Consider the following 26,339-nt stretch of genomic DNA (forward strand, 5'->3'; position numbering starts at 1 on the left):
GGCCGGGGACGTCGGCGAGCCCGCGCCCGCCCAGCTGCCGCGACTGTGCTCTGACCTTCGGTTGGGTGGCCGGTCGGGTCCCGAGAGGCAGCGACGAGGGAGGTGGGGAAGTGGTCGGGTTCCGCGGTCGGGCTGCGGCCCGCGAGCACGGTGGTCGTGGGCGTCGCCCTCTGTGGTGGTCGAGGTGTGGGTTCGCGTAGCGACCGATCTTCAAAACTCGGAGTGTGCTGTTCGTACTGTGCTCGGGCCTTCGGTTGCGTAGCCGGTTTCGTTCCGAATGGCAGCGACGAAGAAGGTGGCGAGGTGGTCGGGTTCAGCGGTCGGGCTGCGGTCCGCGCGATCACTTCTGTGGTGTCTGGTGACATCGCTTCTCCACACCCCGGGAATCGATTTCCCCTGTCCCCAGGCGGGTTCTGAACGTTCGCTTCTGTCGCAGGTGGGTGGGAGAATTCAGTCATGGATCTCGGAACCCGCCCCCGTTCGACAGCAGCTCTGCTGTCGCGGGTGGGCGACCGGATCCGGTCCCGCAACGCGTTGGTGATCGAGGAGTGGGAGGACATCACGGCCTGGGCGAGCGACCACGTCGTCACCGGACCCGAAGGTGCCGCGACGATCACCGAGGGCTACCTCGACACCGGCGTCCCGATCGCCGGCGCGGGGGCGCCGTTGGTGTCGGAGTTCGCGTTGATGGAGCTCGTCGCGGTCCTCGGCCGCACCCCCGACGGCGGCAAGGCCTACGTCGGACGAGTCATCGAGTGCGCCTGGCGGCTCCCCAACGTCTACGACGCCGTCATCGCCGGGAAACTCGCTCCGTGGCGGGCCGAACGGATCGCCGACCTCACCCGAGGACTGTCGGCTGAGGCGGCGGGGTTCGTGGACCGCCAGCTGTGGAACGCCTCCGGCATCGGGTGGGCACAGCTCGAACGCCTCGTCACCGAAGCCGTGCTGCGGTTCGACCCCGACAAGGCCGAAGCCGACCGGGCCAAGGCTGCCGACCACCGTCACTTCGACATCAGCGACGTCGACGAGCACGGGCTCGTGCACCTCGACGGGCTGCTGGATGCCGCCGACGGCCACGACCTCGACCAAGCCGTCGCCCGTCGCGCCGAGGTGCTCGGCCGGTTGGGTGACGAGAGCTCGTTGGACGCGCTGCGGTCCAAGGCCGCTGCCGAGCTCGCCCGCCACGACCTGGCCCTGGACCTGCTGGTCCCGAACCCGGACACCGGAGAGGTCGTCGCGACCGTCCCCGGCCGCAAGGTCGTCCTCAACGTGCACGTCACCGACACCACCCTCACCGGTGAGAACCCGTTCGTGAACCCGGTCGGGCGGTGGGACGAGGGCCGCTGCCCGATCACCACCGCGCAGATCCGGGAGTGGCTGCGTGCCCGGCACACCACGATCATCGTGCGGCCGGTCATCGACCTCGCCGACCACCTCCCCGTCACGGCCTACGAGATCCCCGACCGCCACAAGACCAGGGTCGCGTTGCGGGACCACACCTGCCGCTTCCCCCACTGCACGCGTCCCGCGACCCGGTGCGACATCGACCACCACCAGCCCCACGACCGGGGTGGTCCGACCTGCCCCTGCAACCTGGTGCCCCTGCGCCGGCGGCACCACCGCGCCAAGACCCACTCAGCCTGGCGCTACGACACCCCGGCGCCGGCGACCTATGTGTGGACCAGTCCCAACGGCTATCGGTTCCGGGTCGACCACCGCGGCACCCACCCCGTCCACCCGCCCGACGAGTAGCGACCCCGCCCCACACCCCGCAGGACTCCACGTCGGCGGGGGCACGGGCATGCTCAGCGGCCGGCGTCGTCCAAGGCGACCTTCGTCAGCCTCCGGCCGAGGTCGACCATCTCGTCGGCCCGGTGGAAGTCGATGGTCCGCGCGGCGCTGAGCGGCACGGTGACGAGCACGTCGGGCGGCAGGGTCGCGAGCCGGTAGCGGGTGATCAGGCTCTGCATGGCGTCGAAGGACAAGGAGACGACCTCCGCGGTCCGCACGTCGGGGCGTACGTCGACCGCCTCGGCCGGAGGTGCCTCCGCGGGTGCCTCGGGGGCGGCCGTCTCGCCGAGGTCCTCCTCGTTGCGCCGGAACCGCCGCCGTAGGTCGGCCGCCCACTCCGCGCGGCGCACCGAGAAGCCCCGGGCGGGAGACGTCGGCTCGTGCGGCTCGCGCGGGCCCTGCAGCGACACGGCGACGGTGAACTCCGCGGTCGCCGCCGCGGTCGGCTCGAGGGGGAGCGGGTTGAGCAGGCCGCCGTCGACCAGCACGCGGCCGTCGACGACGGCGGGCGTGAACAGGCCGGGGATCGCGAAGGACGCGCGCATCGCCGGGATCAGCGGGCCGCGCTGGAACCACACCTCGCGGCGGGCGGCGAGGTCGGTCGCGACCGCGGTGTAGGGGATGGGCAGCGACTCGATGAGCACGTCGCCGACGATCTCGTCGAGCGCCGCCATCAGCTTCTCCGCCGTGGCCGCGCCGCCGCCGCCCCAGCTGGGATCGGCCAGTCGTACGACGCGGCGCCCGGTCAGCGACGAGGCCCAGGTGGCGAACTCGGCGTCCTTGCCGGCAGCGACCAGGCCGCCGACGACGGCACCCATGGACGTACCGGAGACCGCCACGATCTCGTGGCCGCGGTCGCGCAGCTCCTGGACCGCACCGAGGTGGGCGTACCCGCGGGCGCCGCCGGAACCGAGGACGAGAGCGACGCGTGCCATGCCTCCATTGTCCGCAGCGGCCGCGCCCACGGTGGAACGGGTCACGGAAATCATTTGTGAGTGAGTGCTCACTCACTTAGGCTGAGGGCATGCCCCCCCGTGCCGCCCCGCTGTCCGCGCAGGACCGCCGCGAGATGCTGATCCGGGCGACCCGTCCGCTCCTCTACGAGCACGGGCGGGGGGTGACCACCCGGCTGATCGCCGAGGCCGCGGGCGTCGCCGAGGGCACCATCTTCCGCGTCTTCGACTCCAAGGACGACCTGGTCGACGCGACCATCGCCCGCGCCTTCGAGCCCGGCGACGTGCTGCGCCGGCTCGACGAGATCGACCCCGGGTTGCCGTTGCGGGACAGGATGGTCGCGATGACCTCGATCCTGCAGCAGCGGTTCCTGGCGATCTTCGAGCTGATGCGGGCCCTCGGGGCGGTCGGCCCGCCGCACCACCTGCGCGACCGGCCCGAGATCGTCGCGGGCCTGGAGGAGGTACGCCGCCGGCTGCTCGCCCTGATCGAGCCCGACGCCGACCGGCTGACCCTGCCGCCCGAGCAGGTGCTGCACGTGTGGCGCTTGCTGACCTTCGCCGGCTCCCACCGGGAGATCGCCGACAACGACCTGCTCACCCCGACCCGGATCGTCGACACCGTGCTCCACGGCGTCGAGAGGAGGGACTCCTGATGCTCGGACAGCTGCTGCGCAGCTACCTGCGCCCCTACAAGGGCTGGCTCTCGGCGATCGTCGTGCTCCAGTTCACCGGCACCGCCGCGATGCTGTACCTGCCCAGCCTCAACGCCGACATCATCGATCAGGGCGTGGCCCGCGGTGACACCGGCAAGGTCGTGCAGCTCGGCGCGATCATGCTCGGCGTCGCGCTCGTCCAGGCCGCCTGCTCCATGACCTCGGCCTGGTTCGGCGGCCAGGCCGCGATGGCGTTCGGCCGCGACCTGCGCAAGGCCGTCTTCGGCCGGATCGGGAGCTTCTCGGCGCGCGAGGTGTCCACCTTCGGCGCCCCGTCGCTGATCACCCGCGCCACCAACGACGTCCAGCAGGTGCAGATGCTGGCGATGATGACCTGCCTGATGGCGGTGACCATCCCGATCATGATGGTCGGCGGCATCATCATGGCGATGCGCGAGGACTTCGGCCTCTCGTGGCTGGTCGTCGCGGTCGTGCCGGTGCTGTTCGTGTGCATCGGCGTCGTGGTCTCGCAGATGGTGCCGGCGTTCCGGCAGGTCCAGGAGCGGCTCGACGACGTCAACCGCGTGCTGCGCGAGCAGATCACCGGCATCCGCGTGGTGCGCGCGTTCGTGCGCGAGCCGCAGGAGGTGCAGCGCTTCGAGCGGTCCAACGAGGACCTCACCGTCGTCTCGCTGCGCGCGGGCCGCTGGATGGCGGTCATGTTCCCGCTCGTCATGGGCGTCTCGAACATCGCGAGCGTCGGCGTGATCTGGTTCGGCGGCCACCGCGTCGACTCCGGCCAGATGGAGGTGGGCGCCCTGACGGCGTTCCTGTCCTACCTGATGCAGATCCTGATGTCGGTGATGATGGGCACCTTCATGCTGATGATGATCCCGCGGGCCTCGGTCAGCGCGGACCGGATCGGCGAGGTGCTCGACACCGGCACGAGCGTCGTACCGCCGGCCCACCCGGTCACCGAGGTCTCCGTCGCCGGCCACCTCGACCTCGAGGGTGTCGGCCTCACCTACCCCGGCGCCGAGGCGCCGGTGCTGCGCGACGTCACCTTCTCGGCCCGACCCGGCCAGACCATCGCGGTCATCGGCTCGACCGGTGCCGGCAAGACCACCCTGGTCAACCTGGTGCCGCGCCTGCTCGACGCGACCCGGGGAGTGGTGCGGGTCGACGGCGTCGACGTGCGCGAGCTGGACCCCGAGCTGCTCTGGTCGCGGATCGGCCTGGTCCCGCAGCGCGCCTTCCTGTTCTCGGGCACCGTCGCCTCCAACCTGCGCTACGGCCGGCCGGACGCGACCGACGAGGAGCTGTGGGAGGCCCTCGAGATCGCCCAGGGCGCCGACTTCGTGCGCGAGATGCCCGAGCAGCTCGAGACCGTCGTCGCCCAGGGTGGTACGACGGTCTCCGGCGGCCAGCGGCAGCGCCTCGCGATCGCCCGGGCGCTCGTCCGACGACCCGAGATCTACCTCTTCGACGACGCCTTCTCGGCGCTGGACGTCGCCACCGACGCCCGGCTGAGGGCGGCGCTGGAGCCGGTGACCCGCGACGCGACGGTCCTCATCGTCGCCCAGCGGATCGCCACCATCCGCGACGCCGACGTCATCCTCGTGCTCGAGGACGGCGAGGTCGTCGGCCAGGGCACCCACGACGAGCTGTTGCGGGACAACCCGACGTACCAGGAGATCGCCGCATCGCAGGGCATCAAGGGAGAGGAGGTCCTGGCATGAGCGAGAGCCCCAAGAACGGCACCATGAAGCAGACCGAGCGGATCGTCCAGCAGGGCGGCCCGGGGCGTGGCCCGATGGGCGGCATGGTCGGCCAGAAGGCCGACGACTTCGGCACCTCCGCGCGCCGGCTGCTGTCCCTGCTGCGCCCCGCGCGCGGCAAGGCGGTCGCCGTGCTCCTACTCGGCATCGGCAGCGTCGCCTCCGTCGTGGTCGGCCCCTACCTGCTCGGCAAGGCGACCGACGCCGTCTTCAACGGCTTCATCGGCGGCCAGCTCGAGGGCCACACCCAGGCCGAGGCCGTCGCCCAGGCCGAGGCCAGCGGCAACAGCGGCCTCGCCGACTTCCTGCGCGGCCTCGAGGGCGTCGTCCCCGGCCGGGGCGTCGACTTCGACAAGGTCGGCCACATCCTGCTGATCGCGCTGCTGGTCTACGTCGGCGGCCAGGTCCTCGGCTGGCTGCAGGGCTACCTCGTCAACGACGTCGTCCAGGCCACGGTCAAGCAGATGCGCACCGACGTGGAGGAGAAGATCCACCGCCTCCCGCTGGCGTACTTCGACAAGCAGCCGCGCGGCGAGCTGCTCAGCCGGGTCACCAACGACATCGACAACGTCGCCCAGAACCTCCAGCAGACGATGAGCCAGCTGCTCACCTCGCTGCTGATGGTGGTGGGCGTGCTCGGCGCCATGTTCTGGGTCTCGCCGCTGCTCGCGGTGATCGCGCTGGTGTCGGTCCCGATCGCGATGTTCGTGACCGGGCGGATCATGAAGCGCTCGCAGAGCCAGTTCATCAACCAGTGGCGCCAGACCGGCCGGCTCAACGCCCAGGTCGAGGAGTCCATCTCCGGCCACGCGCTGGTCACCGTCTTCGGTCGCCGCACGGCGGTCGAGGCGGAGTTCGACTCGGCCAACGAGGAGCTCTACCAGTCGTCGTACCGCGCCCAGTTCATCAGCGGCCTCGTGATGCCGCTGATGATGCTGGTCGGCAACCTCAACTACGTCGTGATCGCCGTCGTCGGTGGCCTGCGGGTCACCTCGGGTGCGCTGTCGCTCGGCGACGTGCAGGCGTTCATCCAGTACTCCCGGATGTTCACGCAGCCCATCACCCAGATCGCGTCGATGGCCAACCTGCTCCAGTCCGGCGTGGCCTCGGCCGAGCGGGTCTTCGAGCTGCTCGACGCCGACGAGGAGGTCGCGCCGTCGTCGCTGTCCGCGTCGCCGGAGCGGGGCACCGCGACCCGTGGTGAGGTCCGCTTCGAGCACGTGTCGTTCTCCTACGACCCCGAGGAGCCCCTGATCGAGGACCTCTCCCTGGTCGCGCACCCCGGTCAGATGGTCGCGATCGTCGGTCCGACCGGCGCCGGCAAGACCACGCTGGTCAACCTGATCATGAGGTTCTACGAGCTCGACGGCGGCCGGATCCTGCTCGACGGCGAGGACATCGCGTCGATGGGGCGCGGCGAGCTGCGCGGCCGGATCGGCATGGTGCTCCAGGACACCTGGCTGTTCGAGGGCACGATCCGCGACAACATCGCCTACGGCCGCCCGGACGCGACAGAGGAGGAGATCCGCGAGGCCGCACGGGCGACGTACGTCGACCGGTTCGTGCACTCCCTGCCGGAGGGCTACGACACCCGCGTCGACGACGAGGGCTCGAACCTGTCGGCCGGCGAGCGGCAGCTGATCACCATCGCCCGGGCCTTCCTGGCCCAGCCGGCGCTGCTGATCCTCGACGAGGCGACCTCGTCGGTCGACACCCGCACGGAGCTGCTGCTGCAGCAGGCGATGGCGGCGCTGCGCACCGACCGGACGTCGTTCGTCATCGCGCACCGGCTCTCCACGATCCGCGACGCCGACCTGATCTTGGTGATGGAGCACGGCCGGATCGTCGAGCAGGGTTCGCACGCCGACCTGCTCGAGGGCGACGGGGCGTTCGCCCGGCTGCACGCGGCGCAGTTCGCCGCGGCGGCCGTGTGACGCGCCGGGCGGCTCAGCAGTCGAACTGGAAGTAGGCGGGCTCGCCGCCGGTGACGGCGATGGCGCTGATCGGGGTGTCGTCGGTGACCTCGGCGGCGGGCGCGTCGAGCAGGAACCCGAAGTAGGGGAGCCCGTCCTCCTCGCCCGGCGGGTAGACCGACGACTGGTCGTAGCCGTCGTCGACCGGCTGGGTCAGCGAGGTGAAGGCGGCCCTCAGGTCGCCGTACGTCGAGCCGACCTGGATCCCGCCGTGCTCGGTCGCCGGCCCGGGGGCGGTCACCCAGAGCTGGGTGATGGTGGCGTCCTCGTCGGTGAGGACGCGGAGCCCGGCGCCGTCCGGGTCGTCCTTCCAGTGGATCAGCTCGCCCTCGCAGATCGCCGCCCCGTCGGCGAACAGGCCGGTCGCCGCCCACTCGTCGCGGGTCATCCCGACCCGGGCGTCGCCGATCGACCCCGGCCGGATGACGAGGGCCGGCAGCGCGGTGCTGGGCGCGGGGGTGCTGGGCGTGGGGGTGCTGGGCGTGGTGCTGGGCGTCGGCGTGGGGGTGCTCGACGAGCGCGTGGGTGAGGGCGTGCTCCGAGGCTCGTCGCCGTCGGACGAGCAGCCGGTGAGTGCGAGCAGGAGGGCGACGGCGGGGATCAGCAAGCGGGCCATGCCCCCTGCCTACCCGAGGTTGCGTCGCACCAACCGAGTTCGTCGTGAATCCGCGCCAGCGGCGTCAGGTCCGGTCGGTGCGACGCACCGGGGTCAGCGGCGCAGCACCTTGCGGGCCAGCAGGTTGCCGCCGAGCTGGATGACCATCACGAAGGCGACGAGCACCAGGATCGAGGCCCACATCACGACGTCGTCGAACTGGCGGAAGCCGAAGCGCTGGGCGAACGAGCCCAGGCCGCCGCCGGCCACGACGCCGGCGATGGCGGTCATGTCCACGATCGCGACGAAGGCGAACGTGTAGCCGAGCACCAGCGGACCGAGGGCCTCCGGGACGAGCACCGTGAAGGTGATCCGGGCGCGGCTGGCGCCCATGGCGCGGGCCGCCTCGATGACACCGGGGTTCACGGTCACCAGGTTCTGCTCGACGATCCGGCTGATCCCGAAGGTCGCGGCGACGACGATCGCGAAGGTGGCGGCCGGCGTACCGATGCCGGTGCCGACGACCACCCGCGCCAGCGGCTGCAGGGCAGCGACGAAGATGACGAACGGGATCGGGCGGAAGAAGTTCACCGCGACGTTGAGCACGACCTGCAGCGGCCGGTTCGCGTAGAGGCCGCCCTTGCGCGTCAGGAAGAGGCCCAGGCCGAGCCCGAGACCGAGCAGTCCGCCGAGCAGCAGCGCGGTCGTGGCCATGACCAGCGTCTCGCCGGCCGCCTGCCAGAACTCGGACTGCAGGTCGCCGAGGCGGGTGTCGATGGCGAGGGGAGTCATCAGGCGACCTCCGTCCACTCGACGAGGGCAGCGACCTCGGCCAGTGCGCGCTCGACCGCGGCGGTGTCGCCGGACAGGGCGAGGGTGAGGTTGCCGAAGGTGGTGCCCTGGACCTCCTCGATGCCGCCGTAGACGAGCTCGAACGCCACCTCGTGGCGCAGGAAGGCCGCGAACACCTCGGACTGGCGCACCTCCTGCTGCCGGAAGGCCAGGCGGACGAACCGTCCGTCGTGGCGCTCGCGCAGCGCGGCGACCACGTCGGGGGCGGGCAGGTCGTCGACGACGGTGCCGACGAAGCGCTTCGTCACCGGGTGCTGCGGGTCGGCGAACAGGTCGACGGCGCGGCCCTGCTCGACCACCTTCCCGTCCTCCATCACCGCCACCCGGTGGGCGATGCGTCGTACGACGTCCATCTCGTGCGTGATGAGCAAGATGGTGATGCCGAGCTCCCGGTTGACGCGCGCGAGCAGGTCGAGGACGTCGCGGGTGGTGTCGGGGTCGAGGGCGCTGGTGGCCTCGTCGGCGAGCAGGAGCCGTGGCTCGGTCGCGAGGGCCCGGGCGATACCGACGCGCTGCTTCTGGCCACCGGACAGCTCGCTGACCCGGGCGTGCGCCTTGTCGGCCAGGCCGACGAAGTGGAGCAGCTCGGAGATCCGCTGCTGCTGGTCCCTGCGGGCGACGCCGGCGACGGTGAGCGGGAACGCGAGGTTGCCCCACACGGTGCGCGACTCCATCAGGTTGAACTGCTGGAACACCATGCCGATGCCGCGCCGCAGGTCGCGCAGGCCCTTCTCGGGGAGCGTGGTGACGTCGACACCGTCGACCACGACGCTCCCCGAGGTGACTGGCTCGAGCGCGTTGACGAGGCGCACCAGCGTCGACTTGCCGGCGCCCGAGTAGCCGATGATCGCGAAGATCTCACCGGCATCGACCCGCAGGTCGACGCCGTCGACGGCGCGGTGCGCCGGGTCGCCGCGGCGCGCGCCGGGGAACTCCTTGACGACCCCGCGCAGCTCGACGAGCGGATCGACCTGCGGCTCGCTCACTTCTGCTCGCGGATCTGGTTCTCGACGTCGTGCAGGCTCTTCTCGAGGTCGGCCTGGCTGATGGTGACGAACTCGGCGGTGCCGCCGGCAGCCTCGTCGACGCCGTCGAGCACTGCCTGGGTCTGCTGGTAGACCTCGACCAGCTTCTCCAGCGCGGGGTTGTCCTTGTCCTCGGCGCGCACGGCGAAGATGTTGACGTAGGGGATCGCCTTCGGGTCGCTCGCGTCGTCGACGGCGATGGCGTCGTCGAACTTCAGTCCGGCGTCCTCCACGAAGTCGTTGTTGACGATCGCGGCGGCCACGTCGGGCAGGGAGGTCGGGGTCAGGTCGGCCTGCAGGGCCTTCACCTTGACCCGCGAGGCGGACTCGTCGACGTCGGCGACGGTCGAGAAGATCGAGCCGCCGTCCTTGAGCTTGATCAGGCCGGCCGACTGCAGCACGAGCAGGCCGCGGGCCTGGTTGGAGTCGTCGTCGGGAACGACCACGGTCTCGCCGTCGGGGATGTCGGCGACGTCGTCGTACTTCTGGGAGTAGAGGCCGAGCGGGTAGATCGCGGTCGCGCCCAGCGGGACCAGGTCGTCGTCGTTGGCGACGTTGTACTCGGCGAGGTAGACGATGTGCTGGAACTGGTTGGCGTCCAGCTCGCCCTCGGCCAGCGCGGGGTTGGGCAGCGGGTACTCGGCGAAGTCGCGGATCTCGAGCTCGATGCCGGCGTCCTTCGCGGCCTTCTCGAAGGTCTTCCAGTACGGGTCGCTCGCGCCGACGGTGCCGAGCACCACCTTCACCGGGTCGCTCTTCGACAGCTCGGTGCCGCCGTCGCCGTCGGTCGCGCGGCGGGTGTCGTCGCCGTCGCGGGTGGAGAAGATGATCGCCGCCGCGATGACGGCGAGCACGGCCACGGCCGCACCGATCACCAGCGGTAGCCGGGACTTCGGGGCCTCGATGAGGGGAGTCTGGTCGGACATGACGGGCTTAATGCCACCAAACCGCTAGACATTCCCTCGTCGGGAGTTGCCTGCGTCACAGGGCCTGGGCCGCCAGCCGGACGTGGGTGTTGGCGGCTCCGTAGCCGTCGTACCCGCCGCGTCGCTCGAGCAGCTCGACGCAGAAGCCCTGGGGGAGCACCGGTGTGTAGGCGTGCAGCAGCTCGCCGTCACCGGCGCGGTCGTAGAGCACGCCGTGCTCGCGCAGCTCCGCCAGGAACGCGGGAGCGAGCTCGAAGCGGGCGTCGAGGTCGGCGTAGTAGTTGTCCGGGACTGGCATGAGGGGTACGCCGGCCGCGCGCAGCCGGCGTACCTCGGCCAGCAGGTCGGTGCACCGGAAGGCGACCTGGACGACGCCCGCGGGCGGCCGGGCGGCTGCGACGTCGGGCACGTTGACCACCAGCCGCAGGTCGCCGCTCGCGGGACGGAAGGCGCGGCTGCGCACCCGGCCGTGCGGATCGATGAACTCCTCGAGCGCGGCGGGTTCCAGGCCGAGGAGGGTGCGCAGGAAGGCGACCTCCTCGTTGAGCGTGCGGGCGGGTACGGCGACGCCGACGTGGTCGATGCCCAGCCAGCCGTCCTGCTCGGGCGCGGCTGCGCCGAAGTCGCGCCGCCAGTCGTCGTCCTCGCCGGCGGGCGCGCTGACGAAGACGGGGACGCCGGCGGGCGAGGTGATGCCGGGCAGCCGCGTGTCGTCGGTCGCCCGCGCGACGCTGACGCTCGGCCAGAGCAGGGCGTGCGCGCGCTCGGCGACCTGGGCCACCGGCGCGGTGGCGATGCCGAGGGCGGGGCCGGCGGCCCCGGCGTTCACCAGCACCTCGGCGCTGCCGTTGCGCCAGCGGGCGACCGGCTTGTGGTGGTGCCAGCCGGCGAGGGTGAAGCCGAGCCGGGCGAGCAGGTCGTCGGTCGCGGGGCTGGCGGGGAGCTCGAGGAAGGCTGCGTCGGCCCGCTCGGGCGCGGGCGGTGCGACCGGCACCGCGGCCGGGTCGCGCCGCGCGAGGTCGTCCTCGAGGTGGACCAGCGAGCGCAGCGCGTCGCGGGCGGTGGTGGCGGCGGGAGACTCCCGGACGACGTCGCTGAAGACCTCGAGGGACAGCGGGCCGTCGTACCCGGCGCCGAGGACGGCCTCGACCACCCCGGTCACGTCCATCGTCCCCTGGCCGGGGAAGCAGCGGTGGTGGCGGCTCCACTCGAGCACGTCCATGTCGAGCAGCGGGGCGTCGGCGACCTGGAGGAAGCCGATCCGGTCGCCGGGGACGCCGGCCAGGGCGCGGGCGTCGTCGCCGCGGGAGAGGAGGTGGAAGGTGTCGACGGCGAGGGTGACGGCGGGGTGATCGGCGCGCCGGACGACGTCCCAGGCCTGGCCGACCCGGTCGACGTGGCGGCCCCAGGCGAGCGCCTCGAAGGCGAGGACCAGCCCGCGCTCGGCGGCCAGGTCGCCGAGGACCGCGAGCTGGGCGGCGGACAGGTCGGGGTCGTCGATCGCGTCGGCCCGGACGTTGGAGCACAACAGCACGACGGGAGCACCCAGGGCCGCGGCGACGTCGAGCTTGCGGGCGACGCGTCGTACGACGGCCGGGAAGTCCGCGGGCCGTACGCCCTCGACGTCGCGCACCGGCTGGAACAGCTCGACCCGCAGACCGAGGTCGGCGCACCTCTTCGCGACGTCCTCGGGGCTGAGGGGGGAGGCGACGAGGTCGTTGTCGAAGATCTCGACGCCGTCGAAGCCCGCGGCCGCGATCGTGGCGAGCTTGTCGGCGAGCAGCCCGGACAGGGAGACGGTGGCGATGCTGCGCCGGGTCATGACGTCAGGTCCGCGAAGTGGCGGGCCATCCGGTCCGCGTCGGCCTGCCGGCCGGTGAACAGCTCGAAGGCGTCGACCGCCTGGCCGACCGCCATCCCGCCGCCGGGGACGACCCGGCAGCCGCGCGAGCGGGCGAGCGCGACCAGCTCGGTCTCGAGCGGGAAGTAGACGACGTCGGCCACCCACAGGCGCGGGTCCACCACCGCCGGGGCGACGGGCAGCCCGGCGTGGCCGTGCATCCCGATCGGTGTCGCGTTGACCAGGCCCTGCGCGTCGGCGAGGGCGGCGGCGACGTCGTCGACCGGCGTGATCCGCTCGGCGGCGAACCTCTTGCCGAGCCGGATCGCGGCGGCCTGCGCACGCTCGGTGTCGGCGTCGTGGACCGCGACGTGGGCGGCGCCCTGGTCGAGCAGGGCGTAGGCGACGGCGAGCCCGGCGCCACCGGCGCCGACGACGACGGCACGGTCGGTCACCGCGTCCGGCAGTGCCGAGCGGAAGGCCCGTCCCCAGCCGGACCAGTCGGTGTTGTGGCCGACCAGCCGGCCGTCGCGGATCTGCACGGTGTTCACGGCGCCCAGGTCCTCGGCGGCCTGCGAGATGTCGTCCAGCAGGGGCAGCACCGCCTGCTTGAACGGGTGGGTCACGTTGAGCCCGTCGAAGCCGAACGCCTTCGCCCAGCGGACCAGCTCGGGCAGGTCGTCGACGCCGAACCCGCGCACCTCCGCGTCGATGCGGCGGTAGGTGAGGGCGACGCCGTGCGCGCGCCCCTCGGCCTCCTGCATGGCCGGGGTCAGCGAGCCGCCGATGCCGGCGCCGACCAGGCCCAGGGAGTACGACGCGGTCACGACCGGTCCCCGATCCGCTCGTCGGCCAGGTGGGCCACGTGCTCGACCGCCATCGCGTAGCCGCGGGCGCCGCAGCCGGTGACGATCCCGTCGGCCACCTCGGCGACGTAGGAGTGGTGCCGGAACGCCTCGCGGCGGTGGATGTTGCTGAGGTGCACCTCGACGACCGGACCGTCGACGACGGCGAGCGCGTCACGGAGCCCGACCGAGGTGTGCGAGAGAGCGGCGGCGTTGACGACGACCCCGGCCGCACGGTGGCGCAGCTCGTGGATCGCGTCGACGAGGACGCCCTCGTGGTTGGTCTGCCGGAAGTCGAGGTCGTACCCGAGCCGGTCGGCGGCCGTGTGGCACAGCTTCTCGATCTCGGGGAGCGTGACGGTGCCGTAGGCGTGCGGGTCCCGCTCGCCCAGCAGGTTGAGGTTGGGGCCGTTGAGGACGGCGATCACGGGGCGCGCGCTCATCGGGCGAGCTCCGGAAGGGGCAGGGTGCCGCGGACCGTCGTACGACCGACCTCGGCGGTGGGGACGCGGTGCGTGCCGGACGGGCCGGTGAGCACGGCGATCGCGGAGATGCCGCAGGCGGCGACGACGAAGGCGGCGACCCGGTACCAGTTGCTCGCGTCGCCGTCGAGCAGCCAGCCGGCGATCGTGGGCGTGAACCCGGCCAGGGCGAAGCCGAACTGGGTGCCGATCGCCATGCCGGACAGGCGGACCGAGGTGGGGAAGTACTCGGCGTACGTCGCGGGCCACACCGCGTTGGGCATGCTGTAGACGACACCCGCCAGCGCGATGCCGCTGATCAGCACGAGCGGCACGTCGTGCTCGGTGATCGACCAGAGGAAGAGCGTCACCAGGACGCTGCTGCCGACCAGGCCGGTGAGGAAGACGGGCTTGCGGCCGATCCGGTCCGACAGGCTGGCCCACAGGGGGATGGTGCCGACGGCGATGACGTTGGCGATGATCGCGAGCCAGAGCATCGTGGTCTTGCTGATCTCGATGCCGTAGTCCTCGGAGGTCGCCAGGTTGAGCGCGAGGACGGCGAACATGGTGTTGACGACCGCGACGAAGGCGGCGAAGAAGACGCGGACCACGCCGGTCCAGTGGTCGCGGAAGAGCACGCCGAGCGGCGCCTTCGGCGCCTCGTGACGCACGGCCTCGCGGTGGAACTCGGGGGTCTCGTCGAGGGTGCGCCGGATCAGGAAGCCGATCAGCACGACGACGGCGCTCAGCCAGAACGGCACCCGCCAGCCCCAGCTGAGCAGCGCGTCCTCGGGGAGCACGGCGGCCAGCGGCAGGAACACCGCCGGGGCGAGGATCTGGCCACCCTGCGTGCCGCTGAGCGTGAAGCTGGTGAAGAAGCCGCGGCGGTCGTCGGGTGCGTGCTCGAAGGACATCGAGTTGGCGCCGGCCTGCTCGCCCGCGGCGGAGAGGCCCTGCAGCAGGCGGAGCACCACGAGCAGTGCCGGGGCGAGCATCCCGACCTGGCCGTACGTCGGCAGGCAGCCGACCAGGAAGGTCGAGACGCCCATCAGCAGCAGGGTCCCGATCAGGATCCGCTTGCGGCCGAGGCGGTCGCCGATGTGGCCCATGAAGAAGGACCCGACCGGGCGGGCGACGTACGCGACGCCGAAGGTGGCGAAGGACGCGATGCTGGCCGCCGTCTCGTTGCCCTCGGGGAAGAAGATCTTGGGGAACACCAGGGCGGCGGCGGTGCCGTAGATCGCGAAGTCGTAGTACTCGAGCGCGCTGCCGCACCATGCCGCGAGTGCGGCCTTCCGCGGGGTGCGGACCGGGGCGAGGTCCTGGGCCATCTCGAACTGCCTTTCTCCGTCGCCTCCACTGTGGACGCGAACTGCGCAGGACGCTACGAGTGGCGCCCGTCACATGGCAATCGGTTGCCATTTCTTGCCATAGACTGCCGCCGTGGCAGTTCCGAAGCGGGTCACCATCTCCGACGTCGCCGACGCCGCGGGCGTCGCGACCTCCACCGTGTCGCGCGCGCTGAGCACGCCCGGCCGGGTCAACGCGACGACGCGCGAGCACATCCTCGAGGTCGCCGCCCGGCTCGGCTACGTGCCGAACCCGAGCGCCCGCGCGATGAGCTCGGGCCGCACGCACACCTACGCGCTGCTCGTGCCCGACATCACCAACCCCTACTTCGCGGGCGCGATCAAGGGCGCCGAGCGGGCGGCCGCGGCGGCCGGCAAGACGCTCGTGCTCGGCGACACCCAGGAGAGCGCGGCCAAGGAGGGAGAGCTGATCGCGCGCCTGGGGCCCGCCGTCGACGGGATCGTGGTCGCCGCGGCCCGTGGTACCGACGACGACCTCGCCGCCGCCGGTGCCCGCAACCGGCTTGCCCTGATCAACCGCACGCTGCCCGCGGTGCCGTCGGTGCCCTCCGTCGTCGCCGACTACGACGCCGGCACCCGGCAGATCGTCGACCACCTGGTCTCGCTCGGCCACGAGTCGCTGGTGTTCCTCGGCGGACCGCACGAGTCCTGGTCCGGTGCACGGCGCTGGGCCGGGCTCCAGGCTGCCTCCTCGGCCGCGGGTGTGCGCGCGCGCCGGCTCGGTCCCTACCTGCCCACCCTCCAGGGCGGCCCGGCCGCCGCGGACGCCGCGCTCGCCGCCGGCGCCCACGCCGTGGTCTGCCACAACGACATGCTGGCCATCGGCGTGCTGCGCCGCCTGGCGGCTCGCGGGGTCGACGTGCCGGGGGAGGTGAGCGTGGTCGGCTTCGACGACATGTTCGGCGCCGACTTCTGCCAGCCCGCGCTCACCACGCTCGCCGAGCGCACCGAGGACGCCGGCGCCTGCGCGATCGAGCTGCTGCTCCGCCCGCCCTCGGGCGCGCTGGCCGCGGTCGTCGTACCCACGCAGCTGAGGGTCCGGGAGTCCACCGGCCCGCGCCGGGGATCGCGTCGGTAAATGCCGTTGTGCGCGCCGGATCCGCGACCTACCGTTGTCGCACACGGGAAAGGAGGTGGTCCGAAGAATGAGTTCTTCCAGGACGCGTGAGGTGGCTGCCCGCTAGCAGCCCCGCAGTTCCGACGGGCTGCGCGCGAAACCAACGCAGCCACCCGACCCGCAGGTGAAACCGGGATCGTCCCCCGGCCCGGTCCGAGGACCGCACCTGCGGGTCGCTGCGTTTTTCACCGGCCCGTGACGGCCGGCGTCCTGTCTCCCGGCTCACAAGAAGTTGCCGTCGTCAACCATCTGGGCATATGGTTGATCTACGACAACCATTCGGGTGATGACGAGAAGAGATGACGACTCGATGACGAACGCTGCGTCGGCCACCGCCGAACCGGGCCAGATGACCCACCGCGAGATCATGGAGGCCCTGACCGGGCTGCTGCTCGCGATGTTCGTGGCGATGCTCTCCAGCACCGTGGTGAGCAACGCGCTCCCCGCGATCGTGACCGACCTGCACGGCAGCCAGACCGGCTACACGTGGGTCGTGGTCGCGACCCTGCTGACCATGACGGCGACCACGCCGATCTGGGGCAAGCTCGCCGACCTGTTCAGCAAGAAGCTGCTGGTGCAGGTCGCCCTGGTCATCTTCTCGGCCGGCTCCGTCGTGGCTGCGGTGGCGCCCAGCATGGGCGTGCTGATCGGTGCGCGTGCCATCCAGGGCCTCGGTGTCGGTGGTCTCACCGCGCTGGTCCAGGTCGTCATCGCCTCGATGGTCTCCCCGCGTGAGCGCGGTCGCTACAGCGGCTACATCGGCGCGGTCTTCGCCACGGCGACCGTCAGCGGCCCGCTGCTCGGCGGCCTGATCGTGGACAGCCCGATGGGCTGGCGCGGGTGCTTCATCGTCGGCATCCCCATCGCCGCGATCGCCTTCGTCGTCCTCCAGAAGACCCTGCACCTGCCGACCATCAAGCGCGACGTCAAGATCGACTACCTCGGCGCCACCCTCATCATGGCCGGCATCAGCCTGATCCTGGTCTGGGTCAGCCTCGCAGGCACCAACTTCGACTGGATCTCCGGTACGTCGGCCGCTCTCGTCGCCGGCAGCCTCGCCCTCATCGGGGGCGCCCTGTGGGTCGAGGCCAAGGTCGCCAGCGAGCCGGTGATCCCGCTGCGCCTGTTCCGCGACCGCACCACCGCGCTGGCCACCGCCGCCTCGGTGATGATCGGAGTCGCGATGTTCGGTGCGACGGTCTACCTCAGCCAGTACTTCCAGCTCGCCCGCGGCATGAGCCCCACCGAGGCCGGCCTGATGTCGGTCTGCATGGTCGGCGGCCTGCTCGTCTCGAGCATCGTCAGCGGCCGGGTCATCACCAGGACCGGCCTGTGGAAGCGCTGGCTCGTCGGCGGGATGCTCTTCGTCATCGCCGGCGTCGCCCTGCTCGGCACGATCGACGTGCACACCCCGCTCGTGGTCGTCGGCAGCTACATGGCGCTGGTCGGCATCGGCCTCGGCGCGACGATGCAGAACCTGGTCCTGTCGGTGCAGAACAACGTCGCCGTCGAGGACCTGGGCGCGGCCAGCTCGGTCGTCGCGATGTTCCGCTCGATCGGTGGTTCCGCGGGTGTCGCGGCCCTCGGCGCCGTGCTCGCCCACCAGGTCACCGGCGGCGTCAAGGACGGCATCGCGGCCCTGGTCAGGGCCGGCAAGATCAGCCAGGAGCAGCTCGTCGCGATGCAGCACTCCACCGGCGACATCCCCAAGCTGGCCGACCTCCCGGCCCCGATCCGCTCGCTCTACGAGGCCTCGTTCGGTGACGCGGTCGGCCACCTGTTCCTGGTCGCGGTCCCGTTCGCGATCGTCGCCTTCCTCTGCATCCTGTTCATCAAGGAGGTCCCGCTGCGGACCACCAACGGCCCCGCCCCGACCGCCCCGGCCGCGGAGTCCGGTGAGGAGCCCGAGCTCGAGGCTGCGCGATGACCACCACGATCACCCGCACCGACGCGCTGAAGGACCTCGAGGTCGAGGTCGGCGTGCTGATCCGCCGGGTCCGCCGGGTGATCGGCGAGCGGGCTCGTGCGGTGCACCCCGACCTGCTGCCGTCCTCGTACCTGATGCTCAGCCACGTCCACGACCACGGGCCGTTGCGCGCCTCGGCGATGTGCGCGGTGTTCGAGATCGACAAGGGCGCGATCAGCCGTCAGGTGCAGCACCTGATCGACCTCGGCCTCGTCGACCGCGCGCCCGACCCGGAGGACGGGCGGGCGACCCTGCTCAGCGTGAGCGAGGAGGGCGTACGCCGGCTGGAGACCGTCGCCGAGGAGCGGCGCGAGCTGCTCGCCGAGCGGCTGGAGGACTGGCCGGTCGAGGAGCTCCAGGAGTTCGCGGTGTCCCTGCGGCGCTACAACGACGCGCTCGGGATCCCCGCAGACCGCTGAGCAGGCCCTCCCACCTGCTCAGCGCACCCACGCAGCGGTGTCCGGCGGCAACAGCCCGCCGGGCACCGCTGCGCTGCTGATGAGGACCTCGCCCTGCGGCAGTGCGACGGGCGTGGTGCCGGCGTTGAGGACGACGGTCACGCCGGCCCGGCGTACGACGAGCAGGTCGCCCTCGGCGCTCGCGACCGTCTCCTCGTCGGCACCGGCGAAGACCTCGCGGCGCGCAGCGAGGGCGCGCCGGTAGAACGCCAGGGTCGAGGCGGGGTCGGCCTCCTGCGCGGCCACGGTCAGCGCCGCCCAGTCGTCCGGCTGGGGGATCCACGGCTGGGTGCCGTCGGGCCCGCCGAACCCGTACGGCGCAGCGTCTCCCGCCCACGGCAACGGCACCCGGCAGCCGTCGCGCCCGGGCTGGCCGGTGCGGAACCAGGACGGGTCCTGCCGTGCCTCGGGCGGCACGTCGACCTGCTCCAGGCCGAGCTCCTCGCCCTGGTAGAGGTAGGCCGACCCGGGCAGGGCCAGCATCGCGAGCGTGGCCGCGCGACCGCGGGCCAGGCCGACCGGGCCGCCGCCGTAGCGCGTGGGGTGCCGCTCGACGTCGTGGTTCGACAGCACCCACGTCGGGGCGGACGCGGCCGCGGAGACGGCGGCGATGGAGTCGGTGATGACGTCGGCGAACGCCTCGGCCGACCACGGGGTGCCGAGCCAGCCGAAGTTGAACGCCTGGTGCAGCTCGTCGGGTCGGACGAACATCGCCATCGACGCGGCGGTCTGGGTCCAGGCCTCGGCGACGGCCATCCGGTCGCCGGGGTAGGAGTCGAGCACCTTGCGCCAGCGCCGGTAGACCTCGTGCACCTCGGGCTGGTCCCACATGGGCTCGTCGTTGAGGACCCGCTCGACCATCGACTCCGCCGACTTCTTCGGCTTCTTCGGCCGCACCTGGTCGCGCAGCGTCGCCTCCTTGTAGAGCCCGTGCGCCACGTCGACGCGGAACCCGTCGACGCCGCGGTCCAGCCAGAACCGCAGCACCTCCTCGAACATGTCCCCGACCTCCGGGTTGCGCCAGTCGAGGTCGGGCTGGGAGGTGTCGAACAGGTGGAGGTACCACTCGCCGTCGGGCACCCGGGTCCACGCGGGGCCCCCGAAGATCGAGTCCCAGTTGTTGGGCGGCTTCGCGCCGTCCTTCCCGCGTCCGGGCCGGAACAGGTAGCGCGCCCGCTCCGGCGACCCCGGCCCGGCCGCCAGCGCCGCCCGGAACCAGGCGTGCTGGTCGGAGGTGTGGTTGGGCACCAGGTCGACGATCACCCGCAGGCCCAGCCCGTGGGCGGTCTCCAGCAGGACGTCGAGGTCGGCGAGCGTGCCGAACAGCGGGTCGACGTCGCGGTAGTCCGCGACGTCGTAGCCGTGGTCCTTCTGCGGCGAGGTGTAGAACGGCGTGATCCACAGCGCGTCGACGCCGAGGTCGCGCAGGTAGGGGAGGCGCGAGGTGATGCCGGGCAGGTCGCCGATCCCGTCGCCTTTTCCCTCGCCGGTCGGCAGGCCGTCGGCGAAGCTGCGGACGTAGACCTGGTAGACGACCGCGTCGTACCACCAGGGGTGCCGGGCCGCGCTCACCGGAACGACTCCGGGTCGACGGTGAACCAGGTGTGCTCCGCGGTCGCGACCACCTCGTCGTTGGGGCCGTAGATCGTCGCCGCGGTGAAGGTCTTGCGGCCGTCGAGGCCGCGCAGCTCGCCGACGACGACGTACCGCTGCGAGGTGCGCGGCAGGCTGCGCAGCTCGGCGGTCATGCGGCCCAGCACCGATGGGCGGCCCTCGAGGTCGCTCGCCCAGCCGCCCGGGCAGTCGAGGGCGGCCCAGGCGATCGGGACCGCGCTCTCGTACGGCGTCCAGGTGGCCGCCACCCGCTGGTCGTCGGCGTCGCCGGGAGCGACCGCGCCCGCGAAGATGCGCAGCCCGTCACCGACCCGCCGGTTCGGCCCGCAGGCGAAGCAGGTGGGGAACGGGTGCGAGCGGTGCCCGAGGTAGCGGGCCTCCGCCTCGGCGGCGGTCGCCGCCGACACCGGCGCGACGGCGACCGGCCGCGTCTCGGCGTACACCGCCTCGGCCACCGCCTGCCCGTCACGGGTGACGGTGGCTCCGGCGGCGGTCGCGAGCACCGGCATCGGCACGTCGAGCGGTGGCGGCAGGCGCAGGGTGACGGTGACCGCCGTGCCGATGCCCTGGGCGGGCAGCGTGGCGGCGAGGGCCCCGCAGGTCCAACCGCCGTTGCCCGAGCGGGGCGGTCCGTTGAAGCGGTGGGGGACGATCAGTGGCGGCAGCGTGCTCACCGGTCCAGCATTGCAGGCTGCTGGTTCACCGCCAGACGTCTGGTTCGCGGCCTTTCTCTTAATGGGTCAGAATAGGCAGGTGAGCGATCTCATCGACACCACCGAGATGTACCTCCGCACGATCTACGAGCTGATCGAGGAGGGCATCGTCCCGCTGCGGGCGCGCATCGCCGAGCGCCTGCACCAGAGCGGGCCGACGGTGTCGCAGACGGTGGCCCGGATGGAGCGCGACGGCCTGCTGACCGTCGAGGGCGACCGCCACCTCGAGCTCACCGAGGAGGGACACCGGCTCGCGACCCGCGTCATGCGCAAGCACCGCCTCGCCGAGCGCCTGCTCACCGACGTGATCGGCCTCGACTGGGAGCTGGTCCACGAGGAGGCGTGCCGCTGGGAGCACGTCATGTCCGAGACCGTCGAGCGCCGCCTCATCGAGCTGCTCGGCCACCCGACCGAGTCGCCGTACGGCAACCCGATCCCGGGCCTCGGCGAGCTCGGCCAGGACTCCGTCGGCGAGAACTTCATGGCCGACGTCGAGCCGCTCTCCAAGGCCGCCGGACCCGAGTCGGCCCGCGCCGTCGTCCGCCGCATCTCCGAGGAGATGCAGAAGGACGACTCGCTGATGAGCGCGATGCGCCGGGTGGGTGCGCTGCCCGACAAGACGATCACCATCCAGGCCACCTCCGACGGCGTGCTCGTCGGTGCCGGCGGCGAGACCGCCGAGATCTTCCCCGAGGCGGCCGACCACATCTTCGTCAGGAAGCTCTGAGCCAGTCCTCCACCGCGGCGAGCTGACGCAGCACGTAGCCCCGCGCGGCGTGGTGGAGCTCGCCGCAGTGACCCGCGGTGCGCAGCAGCGCGACGTCGACCTGCGCCGCACCGGTGAACAGCGCCCTCGTTGACGCGCGGGCGTCGTCGTCGGTGGTCCAGATGTTGTCGTGCTCCGGGAAGGTCACGCTGACCGGTACGTCGATCCGTGCCGCCACCTCCGGGAAGGCTGCCGTCCACCGCACGACGTCCGCCAGCTCCGGCATGGGGAGCGGTCGGATCAGCTCGGCGTCGAGCGCGCGCGCCGCGGCGTCGTAGGTGCCGGCGGGACCGAACATCACCTCGGCGTGGGGGGCGTCCGGCACCAGCACCGAGGGGGCGTCCCCGACGAAGGAGCTCCACATCTCGAGCATGCCGGGGCGCCAGGTCACGCCGATGCCGCTGACTTCCACGCCCCGCAGTCCGCTCGGGTGCTCGGCCGCGACCTGCAGGGCGATCATGCCGCCGATCGAGTGGCCGACCAGGACCACACCCTGCTCAGGTCCGACCTCCGCGGCAATCTTCCCGACGGCCTCGAGGAGCACGGCCGTCTGGCCGGCGAAGCTCGTGTGCTCCGGGGCGATGCCGGCGGCACTGCCGTAGCCCGGTCGGTCGAGGGCGACGACGCACAGCCCCAGTGCCGCGCCCGTCTCGAGCAGGGAGCCGGCCCCGGTGTCGTAGTAGGCCGAGTCGTAGGTACCGCCGTGCAGCGCGACGACCAGGCCGCGCGGTCGATTGCGGGGGCCGGCCGACCGGCCGGAGAGGGTGCCGGCAGAGGTCTCGATGGAGAAGTGGTCGCTCATGTCCTGCTGCTTTCTGGAGGTGGGGTGGGTCAGGCCGAGACGTAGGCACCGGTCGGGAAGCGTTCGCCGATCCAGTGCCCCATCTGTTGGCCGGCGAGAGTCGCGCCCGATGACATGCCGTCGTGCAGGGGAGCGCCGAAGTGGCGGCCCGGGACCCGGACGTGGGTGAGGTCCGGATGGGGCAGCAGTGCGGCGAATCTCTCGGCGTCGGCCGGGAAGCAGGCCTGGTCGCCGGTGAGCTCGACCAGCAGCGCTGGTACGTCCACGTCGGGCGCGCAGCGGGCGAGGTCGGCCCGTGTCGCGTTGGCCGACCACGTCGACAGCCAGGCCTCGGGGGTGGTGAGACGGCCGAAGCCGACGACCCCGAAATTGGTCAGGTCGGGGCGGCGGCCGAACAACGAGCCGTAGGGCCGGTCGTTCGGGTCCAGCGCGAGGTCGACGGAGCGCAGGTCGGCATCGGTGCGATGCACCACGATCACGCCGGAGGCCAAGGCCGCCTGCCTGTCGCGCGGGTTCGCTCCGGACCGGAACCGCTCCTGCGCATCACGGGCCTTCTCGACGCGCTCCCATGCGATCGAGTCGATCCTCGCGATCCGGTCCCGCTGGGCGGCGCGGTACCTCTCCACGAACTCCGGCGGGTAGCGGGACGAGGTGGGGGGCGGAGCGAACCCGTTACGTTCGTCGTAGGGGTCGAGATCGCTGTCGACCGACAGCGGGTCGGTCTCGTCCGTCACCGAGGGATCGATCATTCTCTCGAGCAGCGCACCCTGGCCCGGGTGCGGGGCGAACATGATCAGCCCGTCCGCCATCGGCATCGTCGCCTCGGGCAAGGGGACGCGCTTGCCGCCCGGCGTCCGGTCGAGCCGGTCGGCCGGTGCGAGCGCGGCCTGCTGGAGGTAGAACGCAGCGAGCGTCGCGCCGCCGGAGTGACCGACCGCGACGACGTGCTCGAAGCCGATCTCGCGCAGGTGGAGGTGGCCGGCTGCCATGTCGAGGAGCGCCTGCTCGTGCAGCAGGGTGAGGTCGTTCCCGATCGATCGGGAGCCCTGCGTCCACACCGCGTAACCCTGGGAGAGGAGCTCGGGGACCAGCACGTGGTGGGAGAAGTCCTGGCGGGGGTGCATCAGGAAGGCCACGGTCGTCGCTCCTGGCACGACCCGCAGCAGCCCGGCGATCTGGGCGCCGTCGTACGTCGTGAGCTGGACGGCGGTGGTCCGGGTCGCCTCCGGCATGGCCGCAGCAGCCAGGTACCGCCCGGCGCCCAGGCCTGTCCCGGCGCTCACCGCTCCTCCACCCGCAGCGCGTCCTTGTCGTGCTGGGTGATCACCGAGCCCTCCAGCCCCGCGACGGCGCTGTACCAGACGGCGTGCCGGCAACCCGTGGCCCGCCGGTCGATGACGATCGGTTGCGCGGAGGTGATCCGAACGTAGGGGCCGACATGGTCGACGCGTGAGGTGGTGTCGGCCCGGGCGACGCGGACGAAGCCTTCGTTCTCCGGGACCTCGAGGACGTAGAGGCGCGGCATCTCAGACCAGCTCCCTCTGGCTCGGGTGCCAGCCCGGCTGCGTGGCAGCCCAGGCCTCGGCGCGCTCGACGATGAGCTCCGCCTTGCGGGTGAGCAGCGCGTCCATGGACGGGGCGTCCCCGGCGGTCACGTCGCACAGGGCGTCGATCGTCAGCTGCGCATCCAGGTCCTCCTGTGGTGTCACGGGCCGCAGCTGTCGGGTGATCTCGAGCATGTAGCCGTTCGGGTCGTGGGTGTAGATCGACTCGATCGTCTCGTGCATGACCTGCATCTCGACGGGCCAGTCGGACTCGTCGAGCCGGCGGCGGTACTCCATCAGGTCTTCCTCGTCGGCCACGTTGAGGGCGATGTGCCGCGAGTTCTTGAAGAAGTCGGGAGTGTCGTGGGGGAGCCGGGCCCAGGCGTCCCCCGGTGCACTCTGGTCACCGGCCGGCGTCCAGCCGAAGTAGTAGAAGAACGCGAGCCGGTCGTCGTTGCCGATGTCGAAGAAGAAGTGGATGAAGTCCGGGTGACGCTCGGGGCCCCACCCGGCCGCGCAGATCGAGTGCACGACCGGAAACTTCAGGACGTCGCGGTAGAAGCGGACGGTCGCGCCGGGATCGAAGGTGGGGAACGCCGCGTGGTCGACACCGCGCACGCGGTGCACGGGGCGGGGCAGCTCGTCCTGGGGCATGGGAATCTCCTCGTCGGGTCGCAGTGGTCAGTGAGTGGGAACGGCAGCGTCGGCCCGCAGCAGCGAGCCCGCGCCGGGCACGTCGACGGGCAGGCCGAGGGAGCGCAGGATCGAGTACGCACCGGCGGTGGCGGCCGAGAGCACGGGCAGGCCGAGCTCGTCCTCGGCTGCCTGGACGAGATCGAGGGACGGCATCTGCACGCAGCACGACAGGACGACCGCGTCGACGTCGGTGAGGTCGAGGCTGCGGGCGGCCTCCATGATCCGATCGCCGGGAATGCACCCCACCTCCGCGTTGTCGGCGACCTCCAGGGCGCGCCAGTCGGCGACGGTGATGCCCTCGGCCTCGATGTACGCCACGACTTGCTCCGCAAGGGGACGCAAGTAGGGCATCACCAGTGCGACCCGTGCGACTCCGAGGTCGGCCAGGCCGCGCAGCAGCGCGCCGGCGCTGGAGAGCACCCGGGTGTCCGACCCGCCCGCGCCGAGCTGCTCGGCGATGCGGAACTCGGTGTCCCGGTGGTGCCCCGGACCCATCGCCATGATCGCGACCAGGCACGCGTAGAGGACCACGTCGACACCAGCATCGCCGATCTCGAGGACGCACCGCTCACGCTGCGCATTCATCGCTCGCAGCTGCTCGGGCGTCACCGAGTGCATCCGCATCCGGGAGGAGTGGAAGGACAGGTCGACCCCGGCCCGGCGCAGGATCTGCGGGATCTCGGTCTCGACGGTCACGTTGGTGCTCGGCACGATCAGGCCGATGCGGTGGGTGGTCATGGTGGCTCCTCGGGTACGACGACAGTCTAACGCGAAGGTCGTGATTTCAACACAAGTGTCAACGGTGGGTAGCGGAACGGCCCGGCGCGCCGTTGGAGCGGGCGGTCCGGGGTGAGGTGGAGGCCGGCCGGGTCGCGGACCCGGCCGGACCGGGATCAGGCCGGTGGTGCGATCCGGTCGAGGAGCACGCGAATCTCCTCGACGGCCTGGGCGGTCTCGCTCGGCGGCGTGACCGGGTTCGGCTGCGCGAGCATGCTCTGGGCCAGGTCGGTCACGGTCGCGACGGTCGCCTCGACGTCGGAACCGCGGGAGAACCACCACGCCACCCAGTTGCACATGCCCAGGAGCGACAACGCGGTGGTGCGGGGGTCGACCCGGCGGAACTCTCCGCGCTCGATGCCGGCCTCGATGACCGCCATGATCTCGCGCAGGATCTTGCGCTTGGCCTCGACGTGCTCGCTGCGCACCGGCTCGGGGAGGACCGTTTCGGAGCGGTCGAGGATCCGGAACTGGTCCGGATGCTCGGTGCGCTGGCGGACGAGAAGCGCGACGACGTCGCGCAGCTTCTCGGTGGGCGACAGGTCGGTGCGGGCGCGAAGCTGCTCGAGGACGTCGGCCATGCCCCGGCTCACCTGCTCGACGAGCATCGTCAGCAGCTCTTCCTTGCTGCTCACGTAGTTGTAGAGCCCCGGACGCGAGATGCCCAGCGCCTTGGCGATGTCGAGCAACGTGGTGGACTCGTAGCCCTTCTCCGCGAACAACGCGGTGGCCTTGTCGAGGAGCTCGGACGTCACCAGCTGGCGACTCAGGGCACTGCGGGCTTCCTTGGGTGCCTGAGCCATGGGCGCAGTGTATCGACG

The 26,339-nt window shown here is 71.8% G+C and carries 25 protein-coding genes; 8 read left to right on the forward strand and 17 right to left on the reverse strand.

Annotated elements, in window-relative coordinates; genetic code table 11:
• Positions 1-456 precede the first annotated feature (456 nt).
• Positions 457-1,752, forward strand: a complete 1,296-nt coding sequence (locus BJ958_RS23695; RefSeq protein WP_179729267.1) for an HNH endonuclease signature motif containing protein — start codon at positions 457-459, stop codon at positions 1,750-1,752.
• Between the two features lie 53 nt (positions 1,753-1,805).
• Here the strand turns inward: BJ958_RS23695 and BJ958_RS23700 are convergent, their stop codons facing one another.
• Positions 1,806-2,726 carry a patatin-like phospholipase family protein gene (locus BJ958_RS23700; protein WP_179729268.1) on the reverse strand — a complete coding sequence of 307 codons (921 nt, stop codon included), beginning with the start codon at positions 2,724-2,726 and terminating at the stop codon, positions 1,806-1,808.
• Between the two features lie 89 nt (positions 2,727-2,815).
• On the opposite strand from BJ958_RS23700, the gene BJ958_RS23705 reads away from it, so the two are divergent.
• Genes BJ958_RS23705 through BJ958_RS23715 form a run of 3 tightly spaced genes read left to right on the forward strand, consistent with a single transcriptional unit; the run spans position 2,816 to position 7,112 of the window.
• On the forward strand, positions 2,816-3,400 hold the full coding sequence (locus BJ958_RS23705) for a TetR/AcrR family transcriptional regulator (protein WP_179729269.1): 585 nt from the start codon (positions 2,816-2,818) through the stop codon (positions 3,398-3,400).
• Positions 3,400-5,139 carry an ABC transporter ATP-binding protein gene (locus BJ958_RS23710; protein WP_179729270.1) on the forward strand — a complete coding sequence of 580 codons (1,740 nt, stop codon included), beginning with the start codon at positions 3,400-3,402 and terminating at the stop codon, positions 5,137-5,139. The genes BJ958_RS23705 and BJ958_RS23710 overlap by 1 nt, the downstream gene beginning before the upstream one ends.
• On the forward strand, positions 5,136-7,112 hold the full coding sequence (locus BJ958_RS23715) for an ABC transporter ATP-binding protein (RefSeq protein ID WP_179729271.1): 1,977 nt from the start codon (positions 5,136-5,138) through the stop codon (positions 7,110-7,112). Before BJ958_RS23710 ends, BJ958_RS23715 begins: the two co-directional genes overlap by 4 nt.
• A gap of 13 nt (positions 7,113-7,125) precedes the next feature.
• Here BJ958_RS23715 and BJ958_RS23720 read toward each other — a convergent pair whose 3' ends face one another.
• The 8 genes from BJ958_RS23720 to BJ958_RS23755 all read right to left on the reverse strand — a co-directional run bounded on the left by BJ958_RS23720 (position 7,126) and on the right by BJ958_RS23755 (position 15,026).
• A complete protein-coding gene (locus BJ958_RS23720) occupies positions 7,126-7,767 on the reverse strand; it encodes a hypothetical protein (RefSeq protein WP_179729272.1) in 642 nt (213 codons plus the stop codon).
• 93 nt (positions 7,768-7,860) lie between these two features.
• Positions 7,861-8,538 carry a methionine ABC transporter permease gene (locus tag BJ958_RS23725; RefSeq protein ID WP_179729273.1) on the reverse strand — a complete coding sequence of 226 codons (678 nt, stop codon included), beginning with the start codon at positions 8,536-8,538 and terminating at the stop codon, positions 7,861-7,863.
• Positions 8,538-9,584 (reverse strand): ATP-binding cassette domain-containing protein, encoded by a 1,047-nt coding sequence (locus tag BJ958_RS23730; RefSeq protein ID WP_179729274.1) that lies wholly within the window; start codon positions 9,582-9,584, stop codon positions 8,538-8,540. Before BJ958_RS23730 ends, BJ958_RS23725 begins: the two co-directional genes overlap by 1 nt.
• Positions 9,581-10,549 (reverse strand): MetQ/NlpA family ABC transporter substrate-binding protein, encoded by a 969-nt coding sequence (locus tag BJ958_RS23735; protein WP_179729275.1) that lies wholly within the window; start codon positions 10,547-10,549, stop codon positions 9,581-9,583. Before BJ958_RS23735 ends, BJ958_RS23730 begins: the two co-directional genes overlap by 4 nt.
• A gap of 55 nt (positions 10,550-10,604) precedes the next feature.
• Positions 10,605-12,371 carry a sugar phosphate isomerase/epimerase and 4-hydroxyphenylpyruvate domain-containing protein gene (locus tag BJ958_RS28810; protein WP_179729276.1) on the reverse strand — a complete coding sequence of 589 codons (1,767 nt, stop codon included), beginning with the start codon at positions 12,369-12,371 and terminating at the stop codon, positions 10,605-10,607.
• Positions 12,368-13,216: a shikimate dehydrogenase gene (locus BJ958_RS23745; protein ID WP_179729277.1), complete on the reverse strand. Its 849-nt coding sequence runs from the start codon at positions 13,214-13,216 to the stop codon at positions 12,368-12,370. The genes BJ958_RS28810 and BJ958_RS23745 overlap by 4 nt, the downstream gene beginning before the upstream one ends.
• The gene (gene aroQ / locus BJ958_RS23750; RefSeq protein ID WP_179729278.1) at positions 13,213-13,677 is read right to left on the reverse strand and encodes a type II 3-dehydroquinate dehydratase; all 465 of its coding nucleotides are present in this window, start codon (positions 13,675-13,677) and stop codon (positions 13,213-13,215) included. Before aroQ ends, BJ958_RS23745 begins: the two co-directional genes overlap by 4 nt.
• Positions 13,674-15,026, reverse strand: coding sequence for an MFS transporter (locus BJ958_RS23755; protein ID WP_179729279.1), 1,353 nt, complete (start codon positions 15,024-15,026; stop codon positions 13,674-13,676). The genes aroQ and BJ958_RS23755 overlap by 4 nt, the downstream gene beginning before the upstream one ends.
• A gap of 112 nt (positions 15,027-15,138) precedes the next feature.
• On the opposite strand from BJ958_RS23755, the gene BJ958_RS23760 reads away from it, so the two are divergent.
• The 3 genes from BJ958_RS23760 to BJ958_RS23770 all read left to right on the forward strand — a co-directional run bounded on the left by BJ958_RS23760 (position 15,139) and on the right by BJ958_RS23770 (position 18,567).
• Positions 15,139-16,143 (forward strand): substrate-binding domain-containing protein, encoded by a 1,005-nt coding sequence (locus BJ958_RS23760; protein WP_179729280.1) that lies wholly within the window; start codon positions 15,139-15,141, stop codon positions 16,141-16,143.
• A gap of 349 nt (positions 16,144-16,492) precedes the next feature.
• Positions 16,493-18,109 carry an MDR family MFS transporter gene (locus BJ958_RS23765; RefSeq protein ID WP_246319093.1) on the forward strand — a complete coding sequence of 539 codons (1,617 nt, stop codon included), beginning with the start codon at positions 16,493-16,495 and terminating at the stop codon, positions 18,107-18,109.
• Complete coding sequence (locus BJ958_RS23770; protein WP_179729281.1) at positions 18,106-18,567, forward strand: MarR family winged helix-turn-helix transcriptional regulator; 462 nt, start codon at positions 18,106-18,108, stop codon at positions 18,565-18,567. Before BJ958_RS23765 ends, BJ958_RS23770 begins: the two co-directional genes overlap by 4 nt.
• An 18-nt stretch (positions 18,568-18,585) precedes the next feature.
• Here BJ958_RS23770 and BJ958_RS23775 read toward each other — a convergent pair whose 3' ends face one another.
• Complete coding sequence (locus BJ958_RS23775; protein WP_179729282.1) at positions 18,586-20,178, reverse strand: alpha-amylase family glycosyl hydrolase; 1,593 nt, start codon at positions 20,176-20,178, stop codon at positions 18,586-18,588.
• Complete coding sequence (locus BJ958_RS23780) at positions 20,175-20,894, reverse strand: hypothetical protein (protein ID WP_179729283.1); 720 nt, start codon at positions 20,892-20,894, stop codon at positions 20,175-20,177. Before BJ958_RS23780 ends, BJ958_RS23775 begins: the two co-directional genes overlap by 4 nt.
• 79 nt (positions 20,895-20,973) lie before the next feature.
• Here BJ958_RS23780 and BJ958_RS23785 point away from each other — a divergent pair, with 79 nt between their 5' ends.
• Positions 20,974-21,660: an iron-dependent transcriptional repressor DtxR gene (locus BJ958_RS23785; protein WP_179729284.1), complete on the forward strand. Its 687-nt coding sequence runs from the start codon at positions 20,974-20,976 to the stop codon at positions 21,658-21,660.
• Here BJ958_RS23785 and BJ958_RS23790 read toward each other — a convergent pair.
• The 6 genes from BJ958_RS23790 to BJ958_RS23815 all read right to left on the reverse strand — a co-directional run bounded on the left by BJ958_RS23790 (position 21,647) and on the right by BJ958_RS23815 (position 26,321).
• Entirely contained in the window at positions 21,647-22,501 is an 855-nt protein-coding gene (locus BJ958_RS23790; RefSeq protein WP_179729285.1) for an alpha/beta hydrolase, read from the reverse strand. The genes BJ958_RS23785 and BJ958_RS23790 overlap by 14 nt on opposite strands.
• Before the next feature lie 29 nt (positions 22,502-22,530).
• Positions 22,531-23,784 carry an alpha/beta fold hydrolase gene (locus BJ958_RS23795; RefSeq protein ID WP_343052776.1) on the reverse strand — a complete coding sequence of 418 codons (1,254 nt, stop codon included), beginning with the start codon at positions 23,782-23,784 and terminating at the stop codon, positions 22,531-22,533.
• Positions 23,781-24,026: a hypothetical protein gene (locus BJ958_RS23800; RefSeq protein WP_179729286.1), complete on the reverse strand. Its 246-nt coding sequence runs from the start codon at positions 24,024-24,026 to the stop codon at positions 23,781-23,783. Before BJ958_RS23800 ends, BJ958_RS23795 begins: the two co-directional genes overlap by 4 nt.
• 1 nt (position 24,027) lies before the next feature.
• Positions 24,028-24,699 carry a VOC family protein gene (locus tag BJ958_RS23805; protein WP_179729287.1) on the reverse strand — a complete coding sequence of 224 codons (672 nt, stop codon included), beginning with the start codon at positions 24,697-24,699 and terminating at the stop codon, positions 24,028-24,030.
• Positions 24,700-24,726: 27 nt separating this feature from the next.
• Entirely contained in the window at positions 24,727-25,479 is a 753-nt protein-coding gene (locus tag BJ958_RS23810) for a maleate cis-trans isomerase family protein (protein WP_179729288.1), read from the reverse strand.
• 155 nt (positions 25,480-25,634) lie between these two features.
• Positions 25,635-26,321, reverse strand: coding sequence for a TetR/AcrR family transcriptional regulator (locus BJ958_RS23815; protein ID WP_179729289.1), 687 nt, complete (start codon positions 26,319-26,321; stop codon positions 25,635-25,637).
• Positions 26,322-26,339 lie beyond the last annotated feature (18 nt).

The sequence above is a fragment of the Nocardioides kongjuensis genome, from assembly GCF_013409625.1.
Classification (GTDB): Bacteria; Actinomycetota; Actinomycetes; order Propionibacteriales; family Nocardioidaceae; genus Nocardioides; species Nocardioides kongjuensis.

Bases quoted from the DNA above. Each gene is read 5' to 3' on its own strand.
- BJ958_RS23695 (WP_179729267.1), top strand. From the start codon at position 457: ATGGATCTCGGAACCCGCCCCCGTTCGACAGCAGCTCTGCTGTCGCGG.
- BJ958_RS23700 (WP_179729268.1), bottom strand. From the start codon at position 2,726: ATGGCACGCGTCGCTCTCGTCCTCGGTTCCGGCGGCGCCCGCGGGTAC.
- BJ958_RS23705 (WP_179729269.1), top strand. From the start codon at position 2,816: ATGCCCCCCCGTGCCGCCCCGCTGTCCGCGCAGGACCGCCGCGAGATG.
- BJ958_RS23710 (WP_179729270.1), top strand. From the start codon at position 3,400: ATGCTCGGACAGCTGCTGCGCAGCTACCTGCGCCCCTACAAGGGCTGG.
- BJ958_RS23715 (WP_179729271.1), top strand. From the start codon at position 5,136: ATGAGCGAGAGCCCCAAGAACGGCACCATGAAGCAGACCGAGCGGATC.
- BJ958_RS23720 (WP_179729272.1), bottom strand. From the start codon at position 7,767: ATGGCCCGCTTGCTGATCCCCGCCGTCGCCCTCCTGCTCGCACTCACC.
- BJ958_RS23725 (WP_179729273.1), bottom strand. From the start codon at position 8,538: ATGACTCCCCTCGCCATCGACACCCGCCTCGGCGACCTGCAGTCCGAG.
- BJ958_RS23735 (WP_179729275.1), bottom strand. From the start codon at position 10,549: ATGTCCGACCAGACTCCCCTCATCGAGGCCCCGAAGTCCCGGCTACCG.
- BJ958_RS28810 (WP_179729276.1), bottom strand. From the start codon at position 12,371: ATGACCCGGCGCAGCATCGCCACCGTCTCCCTGTCCGGGCTGCTCGCC.
- aroQ (WP_179729278.1), bottom strand. From the start codon at position 13,677: ATGAGCGCGCGCCCCGTGATCGCCGTCCTCAACGGCCCCAACCTCAAC.
- BJ958_RS23755 (WP_179729279.1), bottom strand. From the start codon at position 15,026: ATGGCCCAGGACCTCGCCCCGGTCCGCACCCCGCGGAAGGCCGCACTC.
- BJ958_RS23765 (WP_246319093.1), top strand. From the start codon at position 16,493: ATGACGAACGCTGCGTCGGCCACCGCCGAACCGGGCCAGATGACCCAC.
- BJ958_RS23770 (WP_179729281.1), top strand. From the start codon at position 18,106: ATGACCACCACGATCACCCGCACCGACGCGCTGAAGGACCTCGAGGTC.
- BJ958_RS23790 (WP_179729285.1), bottom strand. From the start codon at position 22,501: ATGAGCGACCACTTCTCCATCGAGACCTCTGCCGGCACCCTCTCCGGC.
- BJ958_RS23800 (WP_179729286.1), bottom strand. From the start codon at position 24,026: ATGCCGCGCCTCTACGTCCTCGAGGTCCCGGAGAACGAAGGCTTCGTC.
- BJ958_RS23805 (WP_179729287.1), bottom strand. From the start codon at position 24,699: ATGCCCCAGGACGAGCTGCCCCGCCCCGTGCACCGCGTGCGCGGTGTC.
- BJ958_RS23810 (WP_179729288.1), bottom strand. From the start codon at position 25,479: ATGACCACCCACCGCATCGGCCTGATCGTGCCGAGCACCAACGTGACC.
- BJ958_RS23815 (WP_179729289.1), bottom strand. From the start codon at position 26,321: ATGGCTCAGGCACCCAAGGAAGCCCGCAGTGCCCTGAGTCGCCAGCTG.